At 52.1% G+C, this 20,718-nt stretch carries 13 protein-coding genes; 4 read left to right on the forward strand and 9 right to left on the reverse strand.

Annotated features, from left to right (window positions below; translation table 11 throughout):
- Positions 1–385: 385 nt before the first annotated feature.
- Positions 386–1,114, reverse strand: coding sequence for a bifunctional 2-polyprenyl-6-hydroxyphenol methylase/3-demethylubiquinol 3-O-methyltransferase UbiG (gene ubiG / locus HV037_RS08685; protein WP_016157023.1), 729 nt, complete (start codon positions 1,112–1,114; stop codon positions 386–388).
- A 158-nt stretch (positions 1,115–1,272) separates the two neighbouring features.
- Here ubiG and gyrA point away from each other — a divergent pair, with 158 nt between their 5' ends.
- Positions 1,273–3,909 carry a DNA topoisomerase (ATP-hydrolyzing) subunit A gene (gyrA, locus tag HV037_RS08690; protein ID WP_049281471.1) on the forward strand — a complete coding sequence of 879 codons (2,637 nt, stop codon included), beginning with the start codon at positions 1,273–1,275 and terminating at the stop codon, positions 3,907–3,909.
- A 43-nt stretch (positions 3,910–3,952) separates the two neighbouring features.
- Here gyrA and HV037_RS08695 read toward each other — a convergent pair whose 3' ends face one another.
- The 6 genes from HV037_RS08695 to atoS all read right to left on the reverse strand — a co-directional run bounded on the left by HV037_RS08695 (position 3,953) and on the right by atoS (position 11,219).
- Complete coding sequence (locus HV037_RS08695) at positions 3,953–5,137, reverse strand: acetyl-CoA C-acetyltransferase (RefSeq protein ID WP_103284032.1); 1,185 nt, start codon at positions 5,135–5,137, stop codon at positions 3,953–3,955.
- A 30-nt stretch (positions 5,138–5,167) separates the two neighbouring features.
- Positions 5,168–6,490 carry a TIGR00366 family protein gene (locus HV037_RS08700; protein ID WP_016153794.1) on the reverse strand — a complete coding sequence of 441 codons (1,323 nt, stop codon included), beginning with the start codon at positions 6,488–6,490 and terminating at the stop codon, positions 5,168–5,170.
- On the reverse strand, positions 6,487–7,137 hold the full coding sequence (locus HV037_RS08705; protein WP_016153793.1) for a 3-oxoacid CoA-transferase subunit B: 651 nt from the start codon (positions 7,135–7,137) through the stop codon (positions 6,487–6,489). Before HV037_RS08705 ends, HV037_RS08700 begins: the two co-directional genes overlap by 4 nt.
- A gap of 2 nt (positions 7,138–7,139) precedes the next feature.
- Positions 7,140–7,799 carry an acetate CoA-transferase subunit alpha gene (atoD, locus tag HV037_RS08710; protein WP_016153792.1) on the reverse strand — a complete coding sequence of 220 codons (660 nt, stop codon included), beginning with the start codon at positions 7,797–7,799 and terminating at the stop codon, positions 7,140–7,142.
- A 199-nt stretch (positions 7,800–7,998) separates the two neighbouring features.
- Positions 7,999–9,384: an acetoacetate metabolism transcriptional regulator AtoC gene (atoC, locus tag HV037_RS08715; RefSeq protein ID WP_103284031.1), complete on the reverse strand. Its 1,386-nt coding sequence runs from the start codon at positions 9,382–9,384 to the stop codon at positions 7,999–8,001.
- A complete protein-coding gene (atoS, locus tag HV037_RS08720; protein ID WP_032947136.1) occupies positions 9,381–11,219 on the reverse strand; it encodes a two-component system sensor histidine kinase AtoS in 1,839 nt (612 codons plus the stop codon). The genes atoC and atoS overlap by 4 nt, the downstream gene beginning before the upstream one ends.
- Positions 11,220–11,387: 168 nt before the next feature.
- Here atoS and rcsC point away from each other — a divergent pair, with 168 nt between their 5' ends.
- A complete protein-coding gene (rcsC, locus tag HV037_RS08725; RefSeq protein WP_103284030.1) occupies positions 11,388–14,234 on the forward strand; it encodes a two-component system sensor histidine kinase RcsC in 2,847 nt (948 codons plus the stop codon).
- 111 nt (positions 14,235–14,345) lie between these two features.
- Here the strand turns inward: rcsC and rcsB are convergent, their stop codons facing one another.
- A complete protein-coding gene (gene rcsB / locus HV037_RS08730; protein ID WP_003027592.1) occupies positions 14,346–14,996 on the reverse strand; it encodes a response regulator transcription factor RcsB in 651 nt (216 codons plus the stop codon).
- A 16-nt stretch (positions 14,997–15,012) separates the two neighbouring features.
- Positions 15,013–17,682: a phosphotransferase RcsD gene (gene rcsD, locus HV037_RS08735; protein ID WP_016157016.1), complete on the reverse strand. Its 2,670-nt coding sequence runs from the start codon at positions 17,680–17,682 to the stop codon at positions 15,013–15,015.
- Positions 17,683–18,419: 737 nt separating this feature from the next.
- On the opposite strand from rcsD, the gene HV037_RS08740 reads away from it, so the two are divergent.
- Together HV037_RS08740 and apbE are read left to right on the forward strand one after the other, a co-directional pair.
- Positions 18,420–19,544: a porin OmpC gene (locus HV037_RS08740; protein ID WP_016157015.1), complete on the forward strand. Its 1,125-nt coding sequence runs from the start codon at positions 18,420–18,422 to the stop codon at positions 19,542–19,544.
- 115 nt (positions 19,545–19,659) lie between these two features.
- Entirely contained in the window at positions 19,660–20,712 is a 1,053-nt protein-coding gene (apbE, locus tag HV037_RS08745) for an FAD:protein FMN transferase ApbE (RefSeq protein ID WP_016157014.1), read from the forward strand.
- Positions 20,713–20,718 lie beyond the last annotated feature (6 nt).

Here is a 20,718-nt window from a genome sequence, read left to right on the forward strand (position 1 = left end):
GTTGTGACTAAGTCTGTGGATAAATACTATATGTAGGGGTTGTTTGATAAAGTAGACGCTATATGGTGAGTATTCTAGTAGGGATTCTTTTCAGTACAAGAGTTGATTTTGAGGTTAAATTGAGGTTGCAAAAGGGTAATAATCGCTAAGTGCGCGTCTTATAAGGCCTGGCGAGGATGTCAATAATTGAGAAAAAAAATAGAAAATTTGATCGAGTGCTGATTTCTTCATCTAAGGCAAGGTAAGTTCTTATGACCTAGCGCAAAAATTGCCCTGACGATCCTACTCAGGATTGGTAGGCGATGCGCAGGCCCGAAAGCTGCGCACTATCGGGCACGGTGCCGGATTGCGGCGTTGCACGCCTTATCCGGCCGGGTGGAGGAGGTTAATCTGCTTGCGCGGTAGTGTGTAGCATATAGTTCACATCAACGCCGGGGCCGAGTTTAAAACTGTTGGTGATCGGGTTGTAGTGCAGGCCGGTCATATGACGCTCTTTCAGCACGGTCTGGTCAACCCACTCTAACAGTTCAGCCGGCTTAATGAATTTTTTCACATCATGCGTGCCTTTCGGCACCATACGCAAAATATATTCCGCGCCGACCACCGCCATTAGCCAGGATTTGCCGTTGCGATTAAGCGTGGAGAAAAACACTTCGCCGCCCGGTTTGACCAGTCTGGCGCAGGCCCTGACCACCGACTGCGGGTCCGGTACGTGCTCCAGCATTTCCATGCAGGTCACAACGTCATACTGATGCGCATGTTTTTCCGCATGTTCTTCAACCGTTTCTTGAACGTATTCCACCTGGATGCCACTCTCCAGCGCATGCAGTTTTGCTACCTGTAACGGTTCAAAGCCCATGTCCAGCCCGGTGACGGTTGCGCCCTCGCGCGCCATGCTTTCCGCCAGAATGCCGCCGCCGCAGCCGACGTCGAGTACCTTTTTACCAAACAGGCCGCCTGAGCGCTCCGTGATATAGCCCAGGCGAAGTGGGTTAATACGGTGCAGTGGCTTAAATTCACCCTCAAGATCCCACCAGCGTGACGCGACTGCTTCAAACTTGGCAATTTCTTCCTGATCAACGTTGTGAGTTACCGGAGGTTTTTCGGCATTCATTGGGGCTTCTACTCCTAAATTTGCGATGCAAATGAGTATATCAGCCTGACGGGATGAATAAAGCCTCTGTCAGGGGGAATCCATTTACCTGAATCTGCACGGATGTGTTATAATTTGCGACCTTTGAATCCGGGATACAGTAGAGGGATAGCGGTTAGATGAGCGACCTTGCGAGAGAAATTACACCGGTCAACATTGAGGAAGAGCTGAAGAGCTCCTATCTGGATTATGCGATGTCGGTCATTGTTGGCCGTGCGCTGCCGGACGTCCGAGATGGCCTGAAGCCGGTTCACCGTCGCGTACTTTACGCCATGAACGTATTGGGCAACGACTGGAATAAAGCCTATAAAAAATCTGCCCGTGTCGTTGGTGACGTAATCGGTAAATACCACCCTCATGGTGATATCGCCGTTTACGACACCATTGTTCGTATGGCGCAGCCATTCTCCTTGCGTTACATGCTGGTAGATGGTCAGGGTAACTTTGGTTCTGTCGATGGCGACTCCGCAGCGGCGATGCGTTATACGGAAATCCGTATGTCGAAAATCGCCCATGAGCTGATGGCTGACCTGGAAAAAGAAACGGTGGATTTCGTCGATAACTACGACGGCACCGAACAAATTCCTGACGTCATGCCAACCAAAATTCCTAACCTGCTGGTGAACGGCTCGTCCGGTATCGCGGTAGGTATGGCGACCAACATTCCGCCGCACAACCTGACGGAAGTGATCAACGGCTGCCTGGCATACATTGACGATGAAGACATCAGCATTGAAGGGCTGATGGAACATATTCCGGGTCCGGACTTCCCGACCGCCGCGATCATCAACGGTCGTCGTGGTATTGAAGAAGCCTACCGTACCGGCCGTGGCAAGGTGTACATTCGCGCGCGCGCGGAAGTCGAAGCGGATGCCAAAACTGGCCGTGAAACCATCATCGTCCATGAAATTCCGTATCAGGTGAACAAAGCGCGCCTGATCGAGAAAATCGCCGAGCTGGTAAAAGACAAACGCGTTGAAGGTATCAGCGCGCTGCGTGACGAGTCTGACAAAGACGGTATGCGCATCGTGATTGAAGTGAAACGCGACGCAGTCGGGGAAGTGGTTCTGAACAACCTCTACTCCCAGACCCAACTGCAGGTTTCTTTCGGTATCAACATGGTTGCGTTGCACCATGGACAGCCGAAAATCATGAACCTGAAAGATATTATTGCTGCGTTTGTACGTCACCGCCGTGAAGTCGTAACCCGCCGTACTATCTTTGAACTGCGTAAAGCCCGCGACCGTGCGCACATCCTTGAAGCACTGGCGATTGCGCTGGCGAACATCGATCCGATCATCGAACTGATCCGCCGTGCGCCGACCCCGGCAGAAGCGAAAGCAGCGCTGGTCGCGCGTTCGTGGGAGCTGGGTAACGTTTCTGCCATGTTGGAACGTGCCGGCGATGATGCCGCGCGTCCTGAATGGCTGGAACCGGAATTTGGCGTGCGTGACGGTCAGTACTACCTGACTGAACAGCAGGCCCAGGCCATTCTGGATCTGCGTTTGCAGAAACTGACCGGCCTTGAGCACGAAAAACTGCTCGACGAATACAAAGAGCTGCTGGAGCAGATCGCTGAACTGCTGCACATTCTGGGCAGCGCCGATCGTCTGATGGAAGTCATCCGTGAAGAGATGGAGCTGATTCGTGAACAGTTCGGCGACGCACGTCGGACCGAAATCACCGCGAACAGCGCTGACATCAACATCGAAGATCTGATTAGCCAGGAAGATGTTGTCGTGACCTTGTCTCATCAAGGCTACGTGAAATATCAGCCGTTAACCGATTACGAAGCGCAGCGTCGTGGCGGTAAAGGCAAATCTGCAGCACGAATTAAAGAAGAAGACTTTATCGACCGCCTGCTGGTGGCCAACACCCATGACACGATCCTCTGCTTCTCCAGCCGCGGTCGTTTGTACTGGATGAAGGTTTATCAGTTGCCGGAAGCAAGCCGTGGTGCGCGTGGACGTCCTATCGTCAACCTGCTGCCACTGGAAGCTAACGAACGTATCACCGCAATTCTGCCAGTACGTGAGTACGAAGAAGGCGTCAACGTCTTCATGGCAACCGCCAGCGGTACCGTGAAGAAAACAGCGCTGACCGAGTTCAGCCGTCCGCGTTCAGCCGGTATCATTGCGGTTAACCTGAACGAAGGCGATGAGCTGATTGGCGTTGACCTGACGTCTGGCAGTGACGAAGTTATGCTGTTCTCTGCTGCCGGTAAAGTGGTGCGCTTCAAAGAGGGGGCTGTTCGTCCGATGGGACGTACCGCGACCGGCGTACGCGGTATCAAACTGGCGGAAAGTGACAGCGTGGTATCGCTGATCGTTCCGCGCGGTGAAGGTGCTATCCTCACCGTTACCCAGAACGGCTACGGTAAACGTACGGCGGCGGAAGAGTATCCGACCAAGTCTCGTGCGACCCAGGGCGTTATCTCCATCAAGGTCACCGAGCGCAACGGTTCCGTTGTCGGCGCAGTGCAGGTTGAAGATACCGACCAGATCATGATGATCACCGATGCAGGTACGCTGGTGCGTACTCGCGTGTCGGAAATCAGCGTGGTAGGGCGTAACACCCAGGGCGTTATCCTCATCCGTACTGCGGAAGATGAAAACGTTGTGGGTCTGCAACGCGTTGCTGAACCGGTTGATGATGAAGAGCTCGACTCCATCGACGGTAGCGCTGCTGAAGGGGACGAGGATATCGCGCCTGAAGCGGAAAGCGATGACGATGCAGCGGACGACGCTGAAGAGTAATTAAGACGTGATAAAAAGGGCCGGAAATATCCGGCCCTTTTTTTTAATTCATTCGCTCCACTATCATCGCAATGCCCTGACCGCCGCCGATGCACAGCGTGGCCAGTCCAAGCGTTTGATCCCGTGCCTGTAGCGCATGCAGCAGCGTCACCAGTATTCGCGCGCCGCTGGCGCCAATAGGGTGTCCCAGCGCAATTGCCCCACCGTTGACGTTAACCTTTTGCGGATCAAATCCCAGCGTTTTACCAACGGCAAGAAACTGAGCAGCAAATGCCTCGTTAGCTTCGATCAGATCGATATCAGAAAGCTGTAAGCCGCTCAGTTGCAGTGCCTTCAGCGTGGCGGGAACCGGCCCCATGCCCATCATAGCCGGAGCTACGCCGCCACTGGCCCAGGCTTTGATTCGCGCCAGTGGCTTCAGCCCAGCCTCCAGTGCTGCCGACTCTTCCATTATCACTAATGCCGCTGCACCGTCGTTGATCCCCGAGGCGTTACCTGCGGTGACGGTTCCTGCTTTATCAAAGGCTGGACGCAATGCGGCGAGGCCTTCTGCCGTCGAGTCAGCTTTGGGGAATTCGTCACGCTCAAAGATGATGGTTTTCTTCCGTGATGACACGCTGACGGGCACGATTTCAGCCTCAAATGCGCCAGACTCGATTGCGGCAACGGCTTTACGCTGTGACTGCAGAGCCAGTTCATCCTGCATTTCGCGGCTGATGCCATACTCTTTGGCAACATTTTCTGCAGTGATCCCCATGTGGTAACCATGCTCGGCGCAGATCAGACCGTCGCGCAGAATCACGTCGGACAATTGCCCGTCACCGAGGCGATAGCCCCAGCGGGCTTTTGCGTCTAACAGGTAGGGGGCCAGGCTCATGTTTTCCATCCCACCCGCGACGATCGCCTGGGCTTGTCCGGCCTTGATAGCGAGGGCGGCAAGCGCCACGCTTTTCAGGCCAGAGCCGCACACTTTGTTGACGGTAAAGCCGCAAATGGTGTCGGACAGGCCGCTTTTTAATAATGCCTGACGCGCTGGGTTTTGCCCGAGTCCTGACTGCAGCACGTTGCCCATAATCACCTCGTCCACGCGCTGTGGGTCAAGGTGCGCGCGTTCAAGAGCGGCTCTAATGACGGTTGATCCAAGCTCGACGGCACCCGTAGTTGCCAGTGCGCCGTTAAAACTGCCGATTGCGGTACGTGCCGCGCTGACGATGACACAGTTTTTCATTTTTCAGTTCCTTTAATTAAGTTGTTGCCGTCAGAACAAGGTCAATCCAATAACAAAAATGACGCCGGAGAAGAGCAGGGCGGTGATGCAGTAGCCCATAATGTCGCGTACTCCGAGACCGGCGATGGCCAGCGCGGGTAGCGCCCAGAACGGTTGTGCCATGTTCATCCACTGCTCACCGTAGGCGATGGCCATGACTGATTTGCCAAGATCGGCACCCAGCGCCTGAGCGGCAGGCATGACGAACGGTCCCTGAATAACCCAATGGCCACCGCCGGATGGCACGGCAAAGTTAATCAGGGCTGAACTGAAGAAAGTCATCAGTGGGAAGGTATCTTTGTTGGCAACGTTGATGAAAAATTCAGTAATGAGCCCACCGAGGCCGGAGTGCTCCATCATCAACTGAATGCCGGCATAGAAGGGGAATTGCACCAGAATCCCGGCGGTACTCCGTGCGGCAGCACTAACGGCACGCATATAGGCCATCGGCGTTTTGTGCAGCAGCAGACCGGCAATCATAAACATCAGGTTGACGGTGTTGATGGTGATGTTGAAACCTTTCTCGGCAAAGTAGATACCCAGATAGGCAATCCCTAATGCACCGATGATCAGCGCCAGAATGCGGCTCTCTTCCAGTTTTTCAGATGGCGGCGCATCCGGCGGCAGTTTCTTTTGAAAATCAGCTTCTTCCAATAAAAGTTTTGGATCGATGCTCACCACATCTGAAGGTTTTGGCGTCATCATCCGGGTGATAAACGGCATCACCACAATCAGGCCGAGCGTGATGAAAATATTGAAGCCGGTGAACAGGGTATCCGCGACAGGAATGAGGCCCGCTACGTGCTCGACCGGGTTGCCAGGCGTTGCCGCCAGCAAAGGCATTGAGCCGGAGAAGCCGCCGCCCCAGGTCAGGAACCCGATGTAGGCGCAGGCAATCAGTAACGGATAATCGGAACCCGGTACCCGACGAGCAACTTCGCGGGCGAACATCGCCCCGACCACCAGACCAAATCCCCAGTTAATAACGCAGGCAACTGAACCAAAAAAAGTCACCAGCATGACGCCCTGAGCGGGGGTTTTGGCGGCGGATGCCGCCGTACGCAGCAGGCTTTTCACCGGCCCGGAACTGGCTAACGCATGGCCGGTTACGATGATCAGCGCCATCTGCATACCAAACGCCAGCAGGTTCCAGAAACCGTCACCCCAGAATTTCACCATGCTGATGGGGGTCTGCGGCGTTAACCACAGCGCGATGCCAAAGGTCAGCAACGTTAATAACATGGCGAAAATCAGTGGGTCGGGCAGCCAGCGGCTGACTACCCGTGTCATAAAGCGAGCGATGCGGCCAATCATGCGTCACCTCGCAGGATGCGCAGATCGTCGGCAATTTCAAACTGTGCTTCGGTTTTTTCACATAGCGTGGCGATGTCGCATCCTTCGATGATTTCAGTCAGCCACATCTTGCCATCTATAAAGCGGAATACAGCCAGCTCGGTGACCAGCATATGCACAGCATGCTGTGCAGTGAGCGGCATGGTGCATTGACGCAGGATTTTTGCGGAGCCGTCTTTTGCGCAATGCTCCATGGCGATAATGACTTTACGCGCACCGGTCACCAGATCCATTGCGCCACCCATGCCGGGCACCATCTTGCCGGGAACCACCCAGTTGGCGAGGTTTGCCTGCTCGTCGACCTGCAACCCGCCAAGCACACAGGCATCAACATGACCGCCGCGAATCAACGCGAACGACATGGCGCTATCAAACATCGCCGCGCCCGGCAAAATACCGCACGGTTGGCCGCCCGCGTTCACCAGGTCAGGATGGGCGGTGGTGACTGGGCCCAGTCCCAGAAAACCGTTCTCAGATTGCAGCGTAATGTGAATATCAGCAGGTAAGTAGTTAGCTACCATCGTTGGCAGGCCGATACCTAAGTTGACGATATCGCCATCGCGAAGTTCTTGCGCCACCCGGCGCGCAATACGTTGTTTAGCATCCATGATTAGCTCTCCTGTGGAATGACGATATGGTCGATAACGGCGGCGGGGGTCACAATCTGGTCAGGCTGCAGCTCCCCTGTTTCAACCATTTCGTCCGGTTCGACCAGCGTGATATCAGCGGCGAGGGCAATCAGAGGGTTAAAGTTACGGGCGCTGAGCTGGTAGGTGAGGTTGCCAAGCATGTCAGAGCGGTGGGCGCGAATAAGCGCTAAATCGGCGCGTAATGGGCGTTCAAGCAGCCAGGTTTTACCCTCAAGCGTCATGGTTTGCTTGCCTTCTTCCACGATGGTGCCAACGCCAGTGGGGGTCAGAAAGCCGCCAAGACCCGCGCCGCCGCAACGAATCTGCTCGATCAGGGTACCTTGCGGAACCAGCTGTACATCCATCTCGCCGGCAATCATGCGACGACCGGTTTCCGGGTTTGTACCAATGTGCGAGGCAATCACTTTGCTCACCCGCCCATTGACGATCAGGGGGCCGATACCGGTATCGACAAAGGCGGTATCGTTAGCAATCAGTGTCAGATCTCTGACGCCGGATTCCAGTAGGGCTTCAACCAGACGAGGTGGTGTGCCAACGCCCATAAAACCACCGACCATGATGGTCATGCCGTCACGAAAGAAGCCCGCAGCGTCTTGTAAGGTAATCAGTTTTGTTTTCATTATGTTTCCCTTTTTGCATACTCCATTTTGGGTACGCTCAGGGAATTGCAAGCAGGGTGCCAGAATGACTAAAGAAACGTATTAATGTTTAGTTTATTGAATTTATTGGTTTATTTTTGTGGTCTTGGTGAAAGGAGACCACGAGGGGTTATGCAGAATTTTGCGCAGTGTGCAAAATTCTGCATAGCAAACTTGCGTATCAGGAACCCGATGGGTCGATGCCGTACTCTTGTAATTTATACATTAAAGCGCGACGGCTAATTCCCAGCATCAGCGCCGTGCGGGTGCGATTGCCGTCCTGACTGTCGAGGACTTCGAGGATAATTCGTTTTTCCTCACGCTTAATCTCTTCTTTCAGATTGCGTTCCCCGGAGTAAGTCGGTTTTGTCTCTGTTGTGGCGCTAACCGGGATGCGTAACGGGTCGGGGAGATCGTCGGCAAAGATCACCGCGCCGGTATTCATAACGACTGCACGTTCGATGACGTTTGACAGTTCGCGAATGTTACCGGGCCAGGGCCAGGCGGTGAGGATCGACATCGCCGTCGGGTCGATCTCGATAATATCCCGCTGATTTTCAGAGCTGAATTTTTGTAAAAAGTGGTTTGCTAATAAGGCAATATCTTCACGACGCTCGCGTAATGGCGGCAAAGTCAGATGGATAACGTTGAGCCGGTAAAACAGGTCTTCGCGAAACGTTCCTTCCTTCACCATCGTTTGCAGACAGCGGTTGGTGGCGGCGACGATTCGAATGTCAACGCGAATGGTCTGGTGCCCGCCGATGCGTTCAAACTCCCTCTCCTGCAAAATGCGCAGCAGCTTGGCCTGCAGCACCAGCGGCATCTCGCCAATTTCATCAAGCAATAAAGTTCCCTGATGAGCGCGTTCGAACAATCCCTGGCGCAACGTCTGTGCCCCGGTAAACGCGCCTTTTTCGTGACCAAATAGCTCGCTTTCCAACAACGACTCCGGCAGGGCCGCGCAGTTAATTTTGATAAAAGGGCCATTGGCGCGTTTGCTGTTGTAGTGAATGGCGCGGGCGATCAGCTCTTTTCCTGTGCCGCTTTCACCGCTAATCAACACGTTTGCCTGGGAGAGGGCGATTTTCGCCGTGTCTTTACAGATATCCATCATACGCGGGCTGGTGGTCAGAATGTGTCCCCACTGCCAGCTGGTGGTCAACGCTTTATGCAGATTGCGGATTTCCTGTTTCATCTCCTGCAGTTGCAATGCGTGTTGAATCACCATGCTTAGCTCGTCGAGATCAAAGGGCTTAATCACGTAGTCGAATGCGCCGCTACGTAAAGCTTCTACTGCGGTTTCTACTTCAGCGTAAGCGGTCATCAGAATGACGGGGATCCGTGGTTGCTGCGTGCGCATAACTTTCAGCGCGTCGATACCGTCCATCTCTGGCATGCGAATGTCCATCAGCACCACGTCTGGCTGCGTTTCGCTAAACAGGCTCAGCGCGGCTTTCCCGTCGCTGGCGCAATGTGTCTCATGCCCTTGCAGGGAAAATGCGGTGGCAAGCATACGGCGAACATTTTCTTCATCATCAACGATGAGAATACGATAGGTCGTTTTCATTCTGACGGATTTCCCTGCGGGTTAAGAGGTAAAATCAGAGTGAATATCGCCCCGCAGCCAGGCTGGCTGGTTACGTGGATATCCCCCTGATGCGCGTTAATGATGCGCTGGCTCAGCGCCAGTCCAAGACCGGTGCCTGATGCTTTTGTCGTAAAAAAGGGATCGAATATTTTCTTCTGTATGGCGAGATCGATACCGTTGCCATTATCTTCAATCATCACGGCCTGTTGCGAGGCCGAGTATTGCCAGGTACGGATGCGAATTTCGCCTCGCGCAGCGATCGCCTGTACCGCATTGATTAAAATATTGAGGATCACCTGTTTGAGAAGCTCGCGATCGGCGACGATCGGCGGCAGGCTGGGATCTAATTCCGTTGTAAAGGCGATCCGTGCCTGCAGGCCAGCGGTTTGCACCAGGATTAGCGTCTCTTCAATGAGCGCATTGAGCCGAATCTGTTGCCACTGGCTTTGTCGTGGGCGTGAGAAATCTAACAGTTGTTGAATAACTTTATTGATGGAATCAATTTCATTCAGCACAACAGATAAATATTCCTGATGTTCCGGCAGCGAGGTTTGCTGGCGGATGATCTGGACGTACCCACGAATTGCGGTCAGCGGGTTTCGCACTTCATGCGCGACGCCGGCCATCAGCTCACCCAGGGTGGCAAGCCTTTCGGTTTGCGCCAGTCGACGCTGGGTCTCTTTACGGGCGGTTAAATCGGAGAAAATAACCAGCGCGCCAATCAGCTCGCCGTGTGCGTTATGGATCCGACTGGTGGTTACACTGATCTCAATGGTGCGTTCTCGTCCTGGAAAGCTAATCTCCTGGGCCACATGTTCAGTACCGTGCTCAAGGGTGTCCAGTACCGGGCTATAAAACTGCGTATTGGCAAAGAGCGTCGCATAGGGCTGTCCGACCAGCTCATGCAGCGTGTAGCCCGTTATCTGTTCTGCCGCCGGGTTCATGGTGGTAACGTCGCCTTGCCTGTCGATGGCGATCACGCCATCTGCGGCATTTTCAATGATCAGATCGTTAAGGGTTTTGGTTTCCCGTAGCGTTTGTGCCAGCGCATTGACGCTACGGCTGATTTGTCCTAACTCGCCGGGGAGTTCAGGCAATCGGGTAGGGGTTTTTTGTGCCAGCGTGGAAAGCCCATCGGTGATGATGTCGATATTCGCACTGAGTCGGCGTGAGAAGTGCACGATGAGCAGCAGACTACAGATGAGCCCGGCAACCAGTACGGCAATAATCCTGACATCCATTCTCCAGGCCTGCTGGCGGATATCTTCGGTGAGCTCATTGGCCCAGATATACCCAATAACCTCTCCCTGGCGCGCTATTGGGATCATCGAGTTGAGTATGTCGCCGCGAACCTGTCGCCCGGAATAGACCACAGGCGCGTTGCTACTCATCACTTCGCGTCCGGGATGATCCTCGGTGATGGTGATACCTACGTTGCCTTGGTAAAGCGCGGAGGGAGCGTAGGTGATAATGGCATCCAGCGCTTTGTGATAATACCCGGCGCCAATGCCGGGAAACGCTTGCGTAATGCGCTCGGTGATGGGGGCCAACTCTTGATTAAGCGCGCGAATGCGTGCTTCACGCGGCAAATTTGGGTAGTGACTAAAGCGGTCGCCCAGCGCATCGTTTAGCAGGGTTATCACCGATGACAGTTTTTTCTCTTTTTCAGATAAGACTGCTGAACGGCCTTCAGTTTCTACGATATAACCTATAGATATCGTCGGAATGATGACCATCAGGATGGCCATCATGATCATTTGGTTGCGTAATCGTCGTGGGTATAACCGACGAGCCAGCCATCTCAGGTCGCGCATTCTGACATCCGTGCAGTGTTTTTCAGGCAAACGATGATTATCACGGGTTAAGACAATGGTTTCAGAGCGGTGTATCATATTCCCGTAAAGAGAGGGCATTGCGACGCCGGACATTTACCGCTACCTTAACCACACTCTATTAATGCCCTGAGGCGGAGCTTCGCCCCTTTGAAATACCTTGCTTCCGTTCATTCAACGCTAAAAGTCTCACGCTATCTGTTCAGGGCGTTGGCGCTCCTGATCTGGGGGCTAATCGCATTTGCCTCCGTTTTCTACATCGTGAATGCGCTGCACCAGAGAGAGTCCGAGATTCACCAGGAGCTTAACCTCAGTTCCGATCAGGCCCAACGTTACATTCAGCGCACCTCTGATGTGATTAAAGAGCTGAAATATATCGCGGAGAATCGCTTAACGGCGGAAAACGGCGTGATGTCGTTGCGCGCGCGAGATGATAAAACTGCCGTGCCAAACTTCGAGCCGCTGTTTGCCGACTCCGACTGCTCGGTGATGGGCAACGCCTGGCGAGGTTCTCTGGAATCGCTGACGTGGTTTATGCGCTACTGGCGGGATAACTTTTCCGCGGCCTATGATTTGAATCGTGTGTTCCTGATCGGCAGCGACAACCTTTGCATGGCCAATTTCGGTCTGCGTGATATGCCTGTCGAACGTGACGGGGCGTTGAAGGCGCTGCATGAGCGCATTATTAAGTATCGCAATGCACCGCAGGACGAAAACGGTAATAACCTGTTCTGGATTAGCCAGGGGCCGCGGCCGGGGATAGGCTATTTCTATGCGCTGACGCCGGTTTATCTCGCTAATCGCCTGCAGGCGCTGTTGGGTGTGGAACAGCCTATCCGCATGGAGAACTTTTTCACGCCGGGCAGTTTGCCGATGGGAGTGACCATCCTTGATGAAAATGGTCATGCGCTGATTTCGCTCACCGGCCCCGAGGGGAATATTAAGGCTGAACCTCGCTGGATGCAGGAGCGCTCCTGGTTTGGCTATACGTCGGGTTTTCACGAACTGGTGCTGAAGAAAAACCTGCCCCCGTCATCGCTAAGCATTGTTTATTCAGTACCGGTCGACCTGGTGCTGGAGCGGATCCGCATGATGATCCTGAACGCTATTCTGCTGAATGTGCTGGTTGGCGCGGCGTTATTTATGCTCACGCGCATGTATGAGCGGCGCATTTTTATTCCTGCGGAAAGCGATGCCCAGCGTCTGGAAGAGCACGAGCAGTTTAACCGTAAAATCGTGGCTTCCGCGCCGGTTGGGATTTGTATTCTGCGTACGATAGATGGCATTAACATCCTGAGTAATGAGCTGGCGCACACCTATCTCAACATGCTAACGCATGAAGACCGGCAACGGTTAACGCAAATTATCTGCGGCCAGCAGGTCAATTTTGTTGATGTGCTGACCAGCAACAATACCAATCTGCAAATCAGCTTTGTGCACTCGCGCTATCGTAATGAAAACGTGGCAATTTGTGTGCTGGTTGACATCAGCGCGCGCGTTAAAATGGAAGAGTCGTTGCAGGAGATGGCGCAGGCGGCGGAGCAGGCGAGCCAGTCCAAATCGATGTTCCTTGCGACGGTAAGCCACGAGCTGCGTACGCCGCTGTATGGCATTATCGGTAACCTTGATTTGTTGCAAACCAAAGAGTTACCCAACGGAGTGGATCGCCTGGTGACGGCGATGAACAACTCTTCCAGCCTGCTGTTGAAGATTATCAGCGATATTCTCGATTTCTCGAAAATTGAATCTGAACAGCTGAAGATTGAGCCGCGCGAGTTTTCACCGCGCGAAGTAATGAATCATATTACGGCTAACTATCTGCCGCTGGTGGTTCGCAAACAGCTGGGGTTGTACTGCTTTATAGACCCGAATGTACCGGTGGCGCTCAATGGTGACCCGATGCGTTTACAGCAGGTGATTTCCAATCTACTGAGTAATGCTATCAAGTTTACCGATACCGGCTGCATTGTGCTGCACGTGCAGTGCAACGAAGACTATCTCAGTATTCGCGTGCGTGATACCGGGGTTGGGATCCCAGCCAAAGAGGTCGTCCGCTTGTTCGATCCTTTCTTCCAGGTGGGAACCGGCGTACAGCGTAATTTCCAGGGAACCGGGCTTGGTTTGGCTATCTGTGAAAAACTGATCAGCATGATGGATGGGGATATTTCCGTCGATTCTGAACCGGGAATGGGTAGCCAGTTTATGCTGCGTATTCCGCTTTATGGCGCGCAGTACCCGCTGAAAAAAGGTATCGAAGGGCTTGTCGGTAAACGTTGCTGGCTGGCGGTGCGTAACGCGTCGCTGTACCAGTTTATTGAATCCAGTCTGGCGCGTAACGGGATGACGGTGCAGTGCTATGAGGGACAGCAACCGGATGCGGATGACCTGCTGATTGCCGACGATGTGCTGGAGCAGGCGTGGCAGGGACGCGCCGCGGTGATTTTCTGCCGTCGTCATATCGGTATTCCGCTGGAAAGGGGGCCTGGGGAGTGGGTGCACAGCGTGGCATCGCCTCACGAATTGCCCGCGCTGTTGGCGCATATCTACAGCCTTGAGCTGAGCAGTGAAGAGCTTTCAACGGCGTTGCCAGCCCCGGATAAAGTTGCTGCAACTAACGATGACATGATGATTCTGGTGGTCGACGATCATCCTATCAACAGGCGTTTACTGGCCGATCAGTTGGGATCGTTGGGGTATCAGTGTAAAACCGCGAATGACGGCGTGGACGCACTCAATGTACTGAGTAAAAACCATATCGACATCGTGCTGAGCGACGTTAACATGCCGAACATGGATGGTTATCGTCTGACCCAGCGTATTCGCCAGTTAGGATTAACCCTGCCGGTTGTCGGCGTGACGGCCAACGCGCTGGCTGAAGAGAAGCAGCGTTGTCTGGAGTCAGGTATGGATAGCTGTCTGTCTAAGCCGGTGACGTTAGATGTATTGAAGCAAACGCTGACGGTCTATGCGGAAAGAGTGAGAAAGGCGCGGGAATAAAAGAGGCCGGATGGGGCGTTTGCCTTATCCGGCCTACGGAACACGCACAACATCGTGTCATTCGTAGGCCTGATAAACGCCGTGCCATCAGGCACGTCGATGTTAAAAGAATTACTCTTTGTCTGACGGACTCAGCGTGACGGAAGAAAGGTAATTCAACAGGGCGATATCGTTTTCCACACCGAGTTTCATCATTGCCGACTTTTTCTGGCTGCTGATGGTTTTAATACTGCGGTTGAGTTTTTTCGCGATTTCAGTAACCAGGAAACCTTCGGCAAACAGGCGTAGAACTTCGCTCTCTTTCGGTGACAGACGTTTGTCGCCGTAACCGCTGGCGCTGATTTTTTCCAGCAGACGAGAAACGCTTTCCGGGGTGAATTTCTTACCCTTCTGCAGCGCGGCAAGCGCTTTCGGCAGATCTGTTGGCGCGCCTTGCTTCAGGACAATTCCTTCAATATCGAGATCCAGCACCGCGCTCAGGATTGCCGGGTTGTTGTTCATGGTGAGAACAATAATCGACAGGCTCGGGAAATGGCGCTTGATATACTTAATTAACGTGATCCCGTCACCGTATTTATCTCCCGGCATGGAGAGGTCGGTAATCAACACATGAGCATCTAACTTAGGCAAATTGTTGATCAGTGCAGTGGAGTCTTCAAATTCGCCGACAACGTTTACCCACTCGATTTGCTCAAGTGATTTACGAATACCGAACAGTACAATCGGGTGGTCATCGGCAATAATTACGTTCATAGTGTTCATGTATTGGGCTACCTTGCTACAGCAAGCTCTTGACGTAATCGTCAATGTCGCTGATGTATTTTTCTATACCTGGAGCATCTTTCTCTTGAATAAGATGTTCCAGCGCTTCACATAACTGCTTGCCGGGTACCAGATTAAGCATGGCAAACACGCCTTTCAGGCGATGGGCCGTTTGGGCTAACGCAGCGAAATCGCTGGTTGCTGCCTCAGTATACAACCTCTTAACATCATCCGGTACTGTGTCTACAAAGAGTGCATAGTAACCACTGGCATGAAGTTCGGCGTTTTCATCTCCGCCGAGGGGGAGTTCCTGGATCTCTTCTTGTGCCAGCTGCTCTTCTATCAGCTCGAGGACAGCTTCCTGCATAGCATTGCTCATATTAAAGTTGACGCGCAGCTGACCAGGGCCAATTTTCCGCACGCCAGACTCATCATCGCTTAAAAGAAGGCCTGAGGCAGTAAGATTAGACGGATTATCTGTTAAAAAGAGATCATATTCTTGACTATTCAACCGCTCATCAGGCGTGATGCAGGTTGCTCCCCAGTTCTCCAGTTGGCGTAATACGATGCTGCGTACGTCATTAGAGGTGACATCAACCATTATGCAGACGTCATCTAACAAACGCTCTTCACTTTCAGCATGTTGATCGTGCAGCGGCATTTTAACATGGACTATATAACGTGTTCCAAGTTCTTCCCGCGCTTTAATGTTCAGGTGTCCACCTAGCTTGCGGGCGAGCTGATCGCATAACCAGAACGTCAGCGGGTTGGCCTTGCTATACCGATCGCCCTGGGTGTCATTGATGAACGGGAAGTGCAGGTTATCAACTTCATTCAACGTGACACCTTGCCCGGTATCCAGAATGCGGAAGGTCAGGCGTTCAGTCTCCGATTCATCCTGGTCGACTTCCAGCGTGATTTTGCCAATTTGCGTGGTGGTTACCGCATATTGGATCAGCAACAGCAAAATACGGCGCAGGGCATCGCGGTCGCCGCGGCGTTCATCATGGGCGCTAAGGTGATTTTTAATCAGTAGCTGCAGCCCTTTACGTTTAATGGCTGGCAGAACCTCCGGAACCACGTCATCAATTAACGACTGCACGGAAAACAGCGTCGATTCACTTTTCCAGGCGTCGCTTTCCAGCAGGTTGGCCAACTGGATTTCATCTACCATACGCACCAGAACGTCTGCCTGATTGGCCAGTTTCTGGCTGTCCGGGCTATTCAGTGCGGCAGCATTAGCGGCAAGTGTTTTCGCCGGGTCTTTCAGTGCGCTGCCGATATTCTGCATAAAGGCCGCCCGGGCCTGCTGGTTTTTCTCATACAGTCGCTGCGCTTGTTTCAGCTTCTTATTAACCAGCACTTCGCGGTCCTGGTCACGAATAATAAAGATCTGCGTTCTCGAGGAGATCTGGCTGCGGAACAGCCGGATTTCATACAGCTCATTATTGATGGTGGCCTGAATCACCCCCTGATGCTGCTCCGCCATACTGGTAATGTTTTGCAAATTTAAATGCGGTAACAGGTGGTCGGCAATTTTATTGCTGATAACCGTGCGGTTTGCTTCTTGATCGTGCACCAGCAAGCCCAGAGGCAGCAGGGACACAATCTCTTCATTGATGGCGCGCAGAACACGCAGTTCATTATTTGCCGCAAGGTTTGGTGCCACTTCGGTGGAACGGGCAGGGAGGTGGCGAAAGGTGGTATAGCCAAACAGCGCCAGGGCCAACAAAGCAATGTTGAGTAACAGCGGCAGCAGAATGCTTTGTAAGGTGTCGAGCAGCAATGAGCCAAACGGAACCTGCCACACCAGCCGCATATCCGTTGAGTTTAGCGCCGAAGAGATCTCAATTTTACTGTTGTTGAAATTAATGCTGACACTGTCAGGCGACTCTTTTTCATTCAGATGCTCGGTTGTTGACGTGGCATCTGGAACCAGATGGAAGCTGTCCAGCGGCATGCCGGGTGGGATCAAGTCATTAATCGGCAGGTCAAAGGCGACAACCGTTGCCAGATGTCCAGGCTGATTAAAGGTCGTGCGTAGCGTGAAGTAATGCCCGTTCTGCCACGCCAGACGGCGCAGTGAAGAGAAGCTTTCACGTTCATCCAGCGCATTGGCCTGTTGTAACATTTCCGCGCGCCGTGAATCGACAATATTACCAATCGTCGACTCTTTAAAACCGGAAGTCAGATCTTTTAGCGGCAGCGTTGAGATAAGGATCAGGCTATTGTCCTGACCATTCAGGTAATACATAGACCACGGAACATTTTCCGCGCCCCACAGCGTATCAAGATAGGTTGAGATGCGTTGGGTCATCTCCAGCGTAGAACTGTCATGGGAACCGAAAATCAGCGCCTCGGTCTTTCTGCGCGGTTTCTCAAGATAATAGACGTCTTGTTTCAGACGCGTTTCCTGCAGTCCTTCTGCACCAGGTGAACTGGCCGTAGCGGCAATATTGTCATAGATTTGCCAGGTCACGTATCGCCAGGTATCGACCCTTTTATGAATGGCATGGGTGATATCGACAATCTGATAGCTCTTATCCTTTAACCAGGTGTTGACGGCGCTCTGGACCATAACGCCCATCATCACCAACAGCACAACGATCAGTAATAAGAAGAAACGGGTAATACTTCCCGGTAGCAGGGAGAATCGGGTAGAAGCCGTTGTGTCAGACTGACTCATTCGTGTTTATGACCTGTTAAACGACGCGAAAGATGATGGGGCAGTATAAAGGGTAATATATGAATTGCCACACTTACACCACGCCGGATGGCCCGCATTTTTTACGCTCCATTCTGTTGCAGCCATCACTATCCAAAGGTGTACAGTGGATAAAGGCGGGTACAAATATTTATACGGAATGTATACATTTAGCATTAAATAACAAGAAATTATTAATCAGATTTATATCTGAATACGACGCAATGAGATAGTTAATAGTTGTTATAGTTTTGCATCGGTAGCACAGAACGGTAAGTTTTGTGTAAAGAAGGGTAAAAAAAACCGAACGCGAAGCATTCGGTTGAAATAGGGGTAAACAGACATTCATGAATGAATGACGGTAATAAATAAAGTTAATGATGATAGCGGGTCTATTTTAGTTGCGAGTGAAGATTTTGTTTTGTCATTCAGTGCTATAACTATTTTCAATGTAACTTATTGATTTTAAATTTAATTAAAACAGTTCTTGATTATTTGTGCTTATTTTGCCTGTTTTTTGATTTTAAAAAAGTTCCCTCTTATTAATATTTTGAAACATCTATGTCGATAAATGAAACACCTTAAAAGTTTTAGTATCATATTCGTGTTGGATTATTCTGTGTTTTTGCGGAGAATGAAGTTGCCGACTGGTTAATGACCTTAATCAGTATGCAGTGGCATAAAAAAGCAATAAAGGCATATAACAGAGGGTTAATAACATGAAAGTTAAAGTACTGTCCCTCCTGGTACCAGCACTGCTGGTAGCAGGCGCAGCAAATGCGGCTGAAATTTATAACAAAGACGGCAACAAATTAGACCTGTACGGCAAAGTCGACGGTCTGCACTATTTCTCCGATAACAAAGGTGATGATGGTGATAAGACTTACATGCGTATCGGCTTCAAAGGCGAAACCCAGGTTAACGACCAACTGACCGGTTACGGCCAGTGGGAATACCAGATTCAAGGCAACCAGAGTGAATCCAGCAACGACGCCTGGACGCGTGTGGCATTCGCAGGCCTGAAATTCGCTGATGCAGGTTCTTTCGACTACGGTCGTAACTACGGTGTAACTTATGATGTAACGTCCTGGACCGACGTCCTGCCAGAGTTCGGCGGTGACACCTACGGTGCGGACAACTTCATGCAGCAGCGTGGTAACGGTTATGCGACCTACCGTAATACAGATTTCTTTGGCCTGGTTGATGGTCTGAACTTTGCCCTGCAGTACCAGGGTAAAAACGGCAGCGTAAGTGGTGAAAACGAAGGTGGTCGTAGCCTGCTGACCCAGAATGGCGATGGTTACGGCGGCTCTCTGACTTACGATCTCGGCTCTGGCTTTGGTATCGGTGGTGCGATCACTACCTCTAAACGTACCGCTGATCAGAATGCTCTTGGCGTGTACGGTAATGGTGACCGTGCAACGGTTTATACCGGTGGTCTGAAATACGACGCTAACAACGTTTACTTGGCTGCACAGTACTCCCAGTCCTATAACGCAACCCGTTTCGGTACCTCTAACGGTAGCAACCGGACTGCTGCATATGGCTTCGCAGATAAAGCACAGAACTTTGAAGTTGTGGCACAGTACCAGTTCGATTTCGGTCTGCGTCCTTCCGTGGCTTACCTGCAGTCAAAAGGCAAAGACATCAGCAATGGCTTCACCAACTACGGTGACCAGGATATCGTGAAATATGTTGATGTTGGCGCGACTTACTACTTCAACAAAAACATGTCTACCTATGTTGATTACAAAATCAACCTGCTGGATGACAATGCGTTTACCCAGGCAGCAGGTATTGCTACCGATGATATCGTAGCGCTGGGTCTGGTTTACCAGTTCTAATCTGCGCTCATGTCGTTAAAAGGCCCTGCGGGGCCTTTTTTAATGCCGTTTTTTCGTCGTACAAACAACGATTTTTGGTGTACTCTTGCGCCCGTTCGCATGAGGATAATTACGTATGGAAGTGAATTTCTATCGCGCAGCACTACTGGCTGTGACGATCTTTTTTGTCGGGTGCGATGAAGCCCCGAAACCTGCCCAGACCACACAACCTGCCACCGTTCTGGAAGGTAAAACCATGGGCACTTTCTGGCGGGTCAGTGCGGTGGGCGTAGATGCCAAACGCGCCGGGGAACTGCAGGCGAAGATCCAGGCTCAGTTGGATGCCGACGATCAGCTTCTCTCTACCTATAAAAATGATTCTGCGTTAATGCGCTTTAACCTGTCGAAAAGCCTGTCGCCATGGCCGGTTAATGATGCTATGGCCGATATCGTGACTTCCGCGCTGCGCATTGGCGCAAAAACCGGTGGGGCCATGGATATTACCTTGGGACCGTTGGTCAATCTGTGGGGCTTTGGCCCGGATCAGCAACCGGTGCATATTCCCACTCAGGCGCAAATTGACGCCGCAAAAGCGCAAACCGGGCTTTCACATCTGAAGGTTGTTAATGAGGCGCATCGGAACTACCTGCAAAAAGATTTGCCCGAGCTGTACGTGGATCTCTCGACCGTTGGCGAAGGTTATGCCGCCGATCATCTGGCACGATTAATGGAGCAGGAAGGGATCGCCCGTTATCTGGTATCCGTTGGTGGAGCATTGAACAGCCGCGGTATGAATGCAGATGGGCTTTCGTGGCGAGTCGCGATTCAGAAACCGACCGATCGCGAAAACGCGGTGCAGGCGATTGTCGACATTAACGGGCATGGCATTAGCACCTCCGGCAGCTACCGTAACTATTATGAGCTGGATGGTAAGCGCCTTTCCCATGTTATTGATCCGCAAACCGGTCGTCCGATTGAACACAACCTGGTATCTGTAACGGTAATCGCACCAACGGCGCTGGAGGCTGACGGTTGGGATACCGGTTTGATGGTTCTCGGTCCGGAAAAGGCCAAAGAGGTGGTGCGTCGTGAAGGACTCGCGGTCTATATGATTATAAAAGAGGGCGAGGGGTTTAAAACCTGGATGTCGCCGCAGTTTAAAAGCTTCCTGCTCAGCGAAAAAAATTAAAAAGCA

Origin of the sequence: Citrobacter sp. RHBSTW-00017, assembly GCF_013797615.1 — a bacterium.
Classification (GTDB): domain Bacteria; phylum Pseudomonadota; class Gammaproteobacteria; order Enterobacterales; family Enterobacteriaceae; genus Citrobacter; species Citrobacter braakii.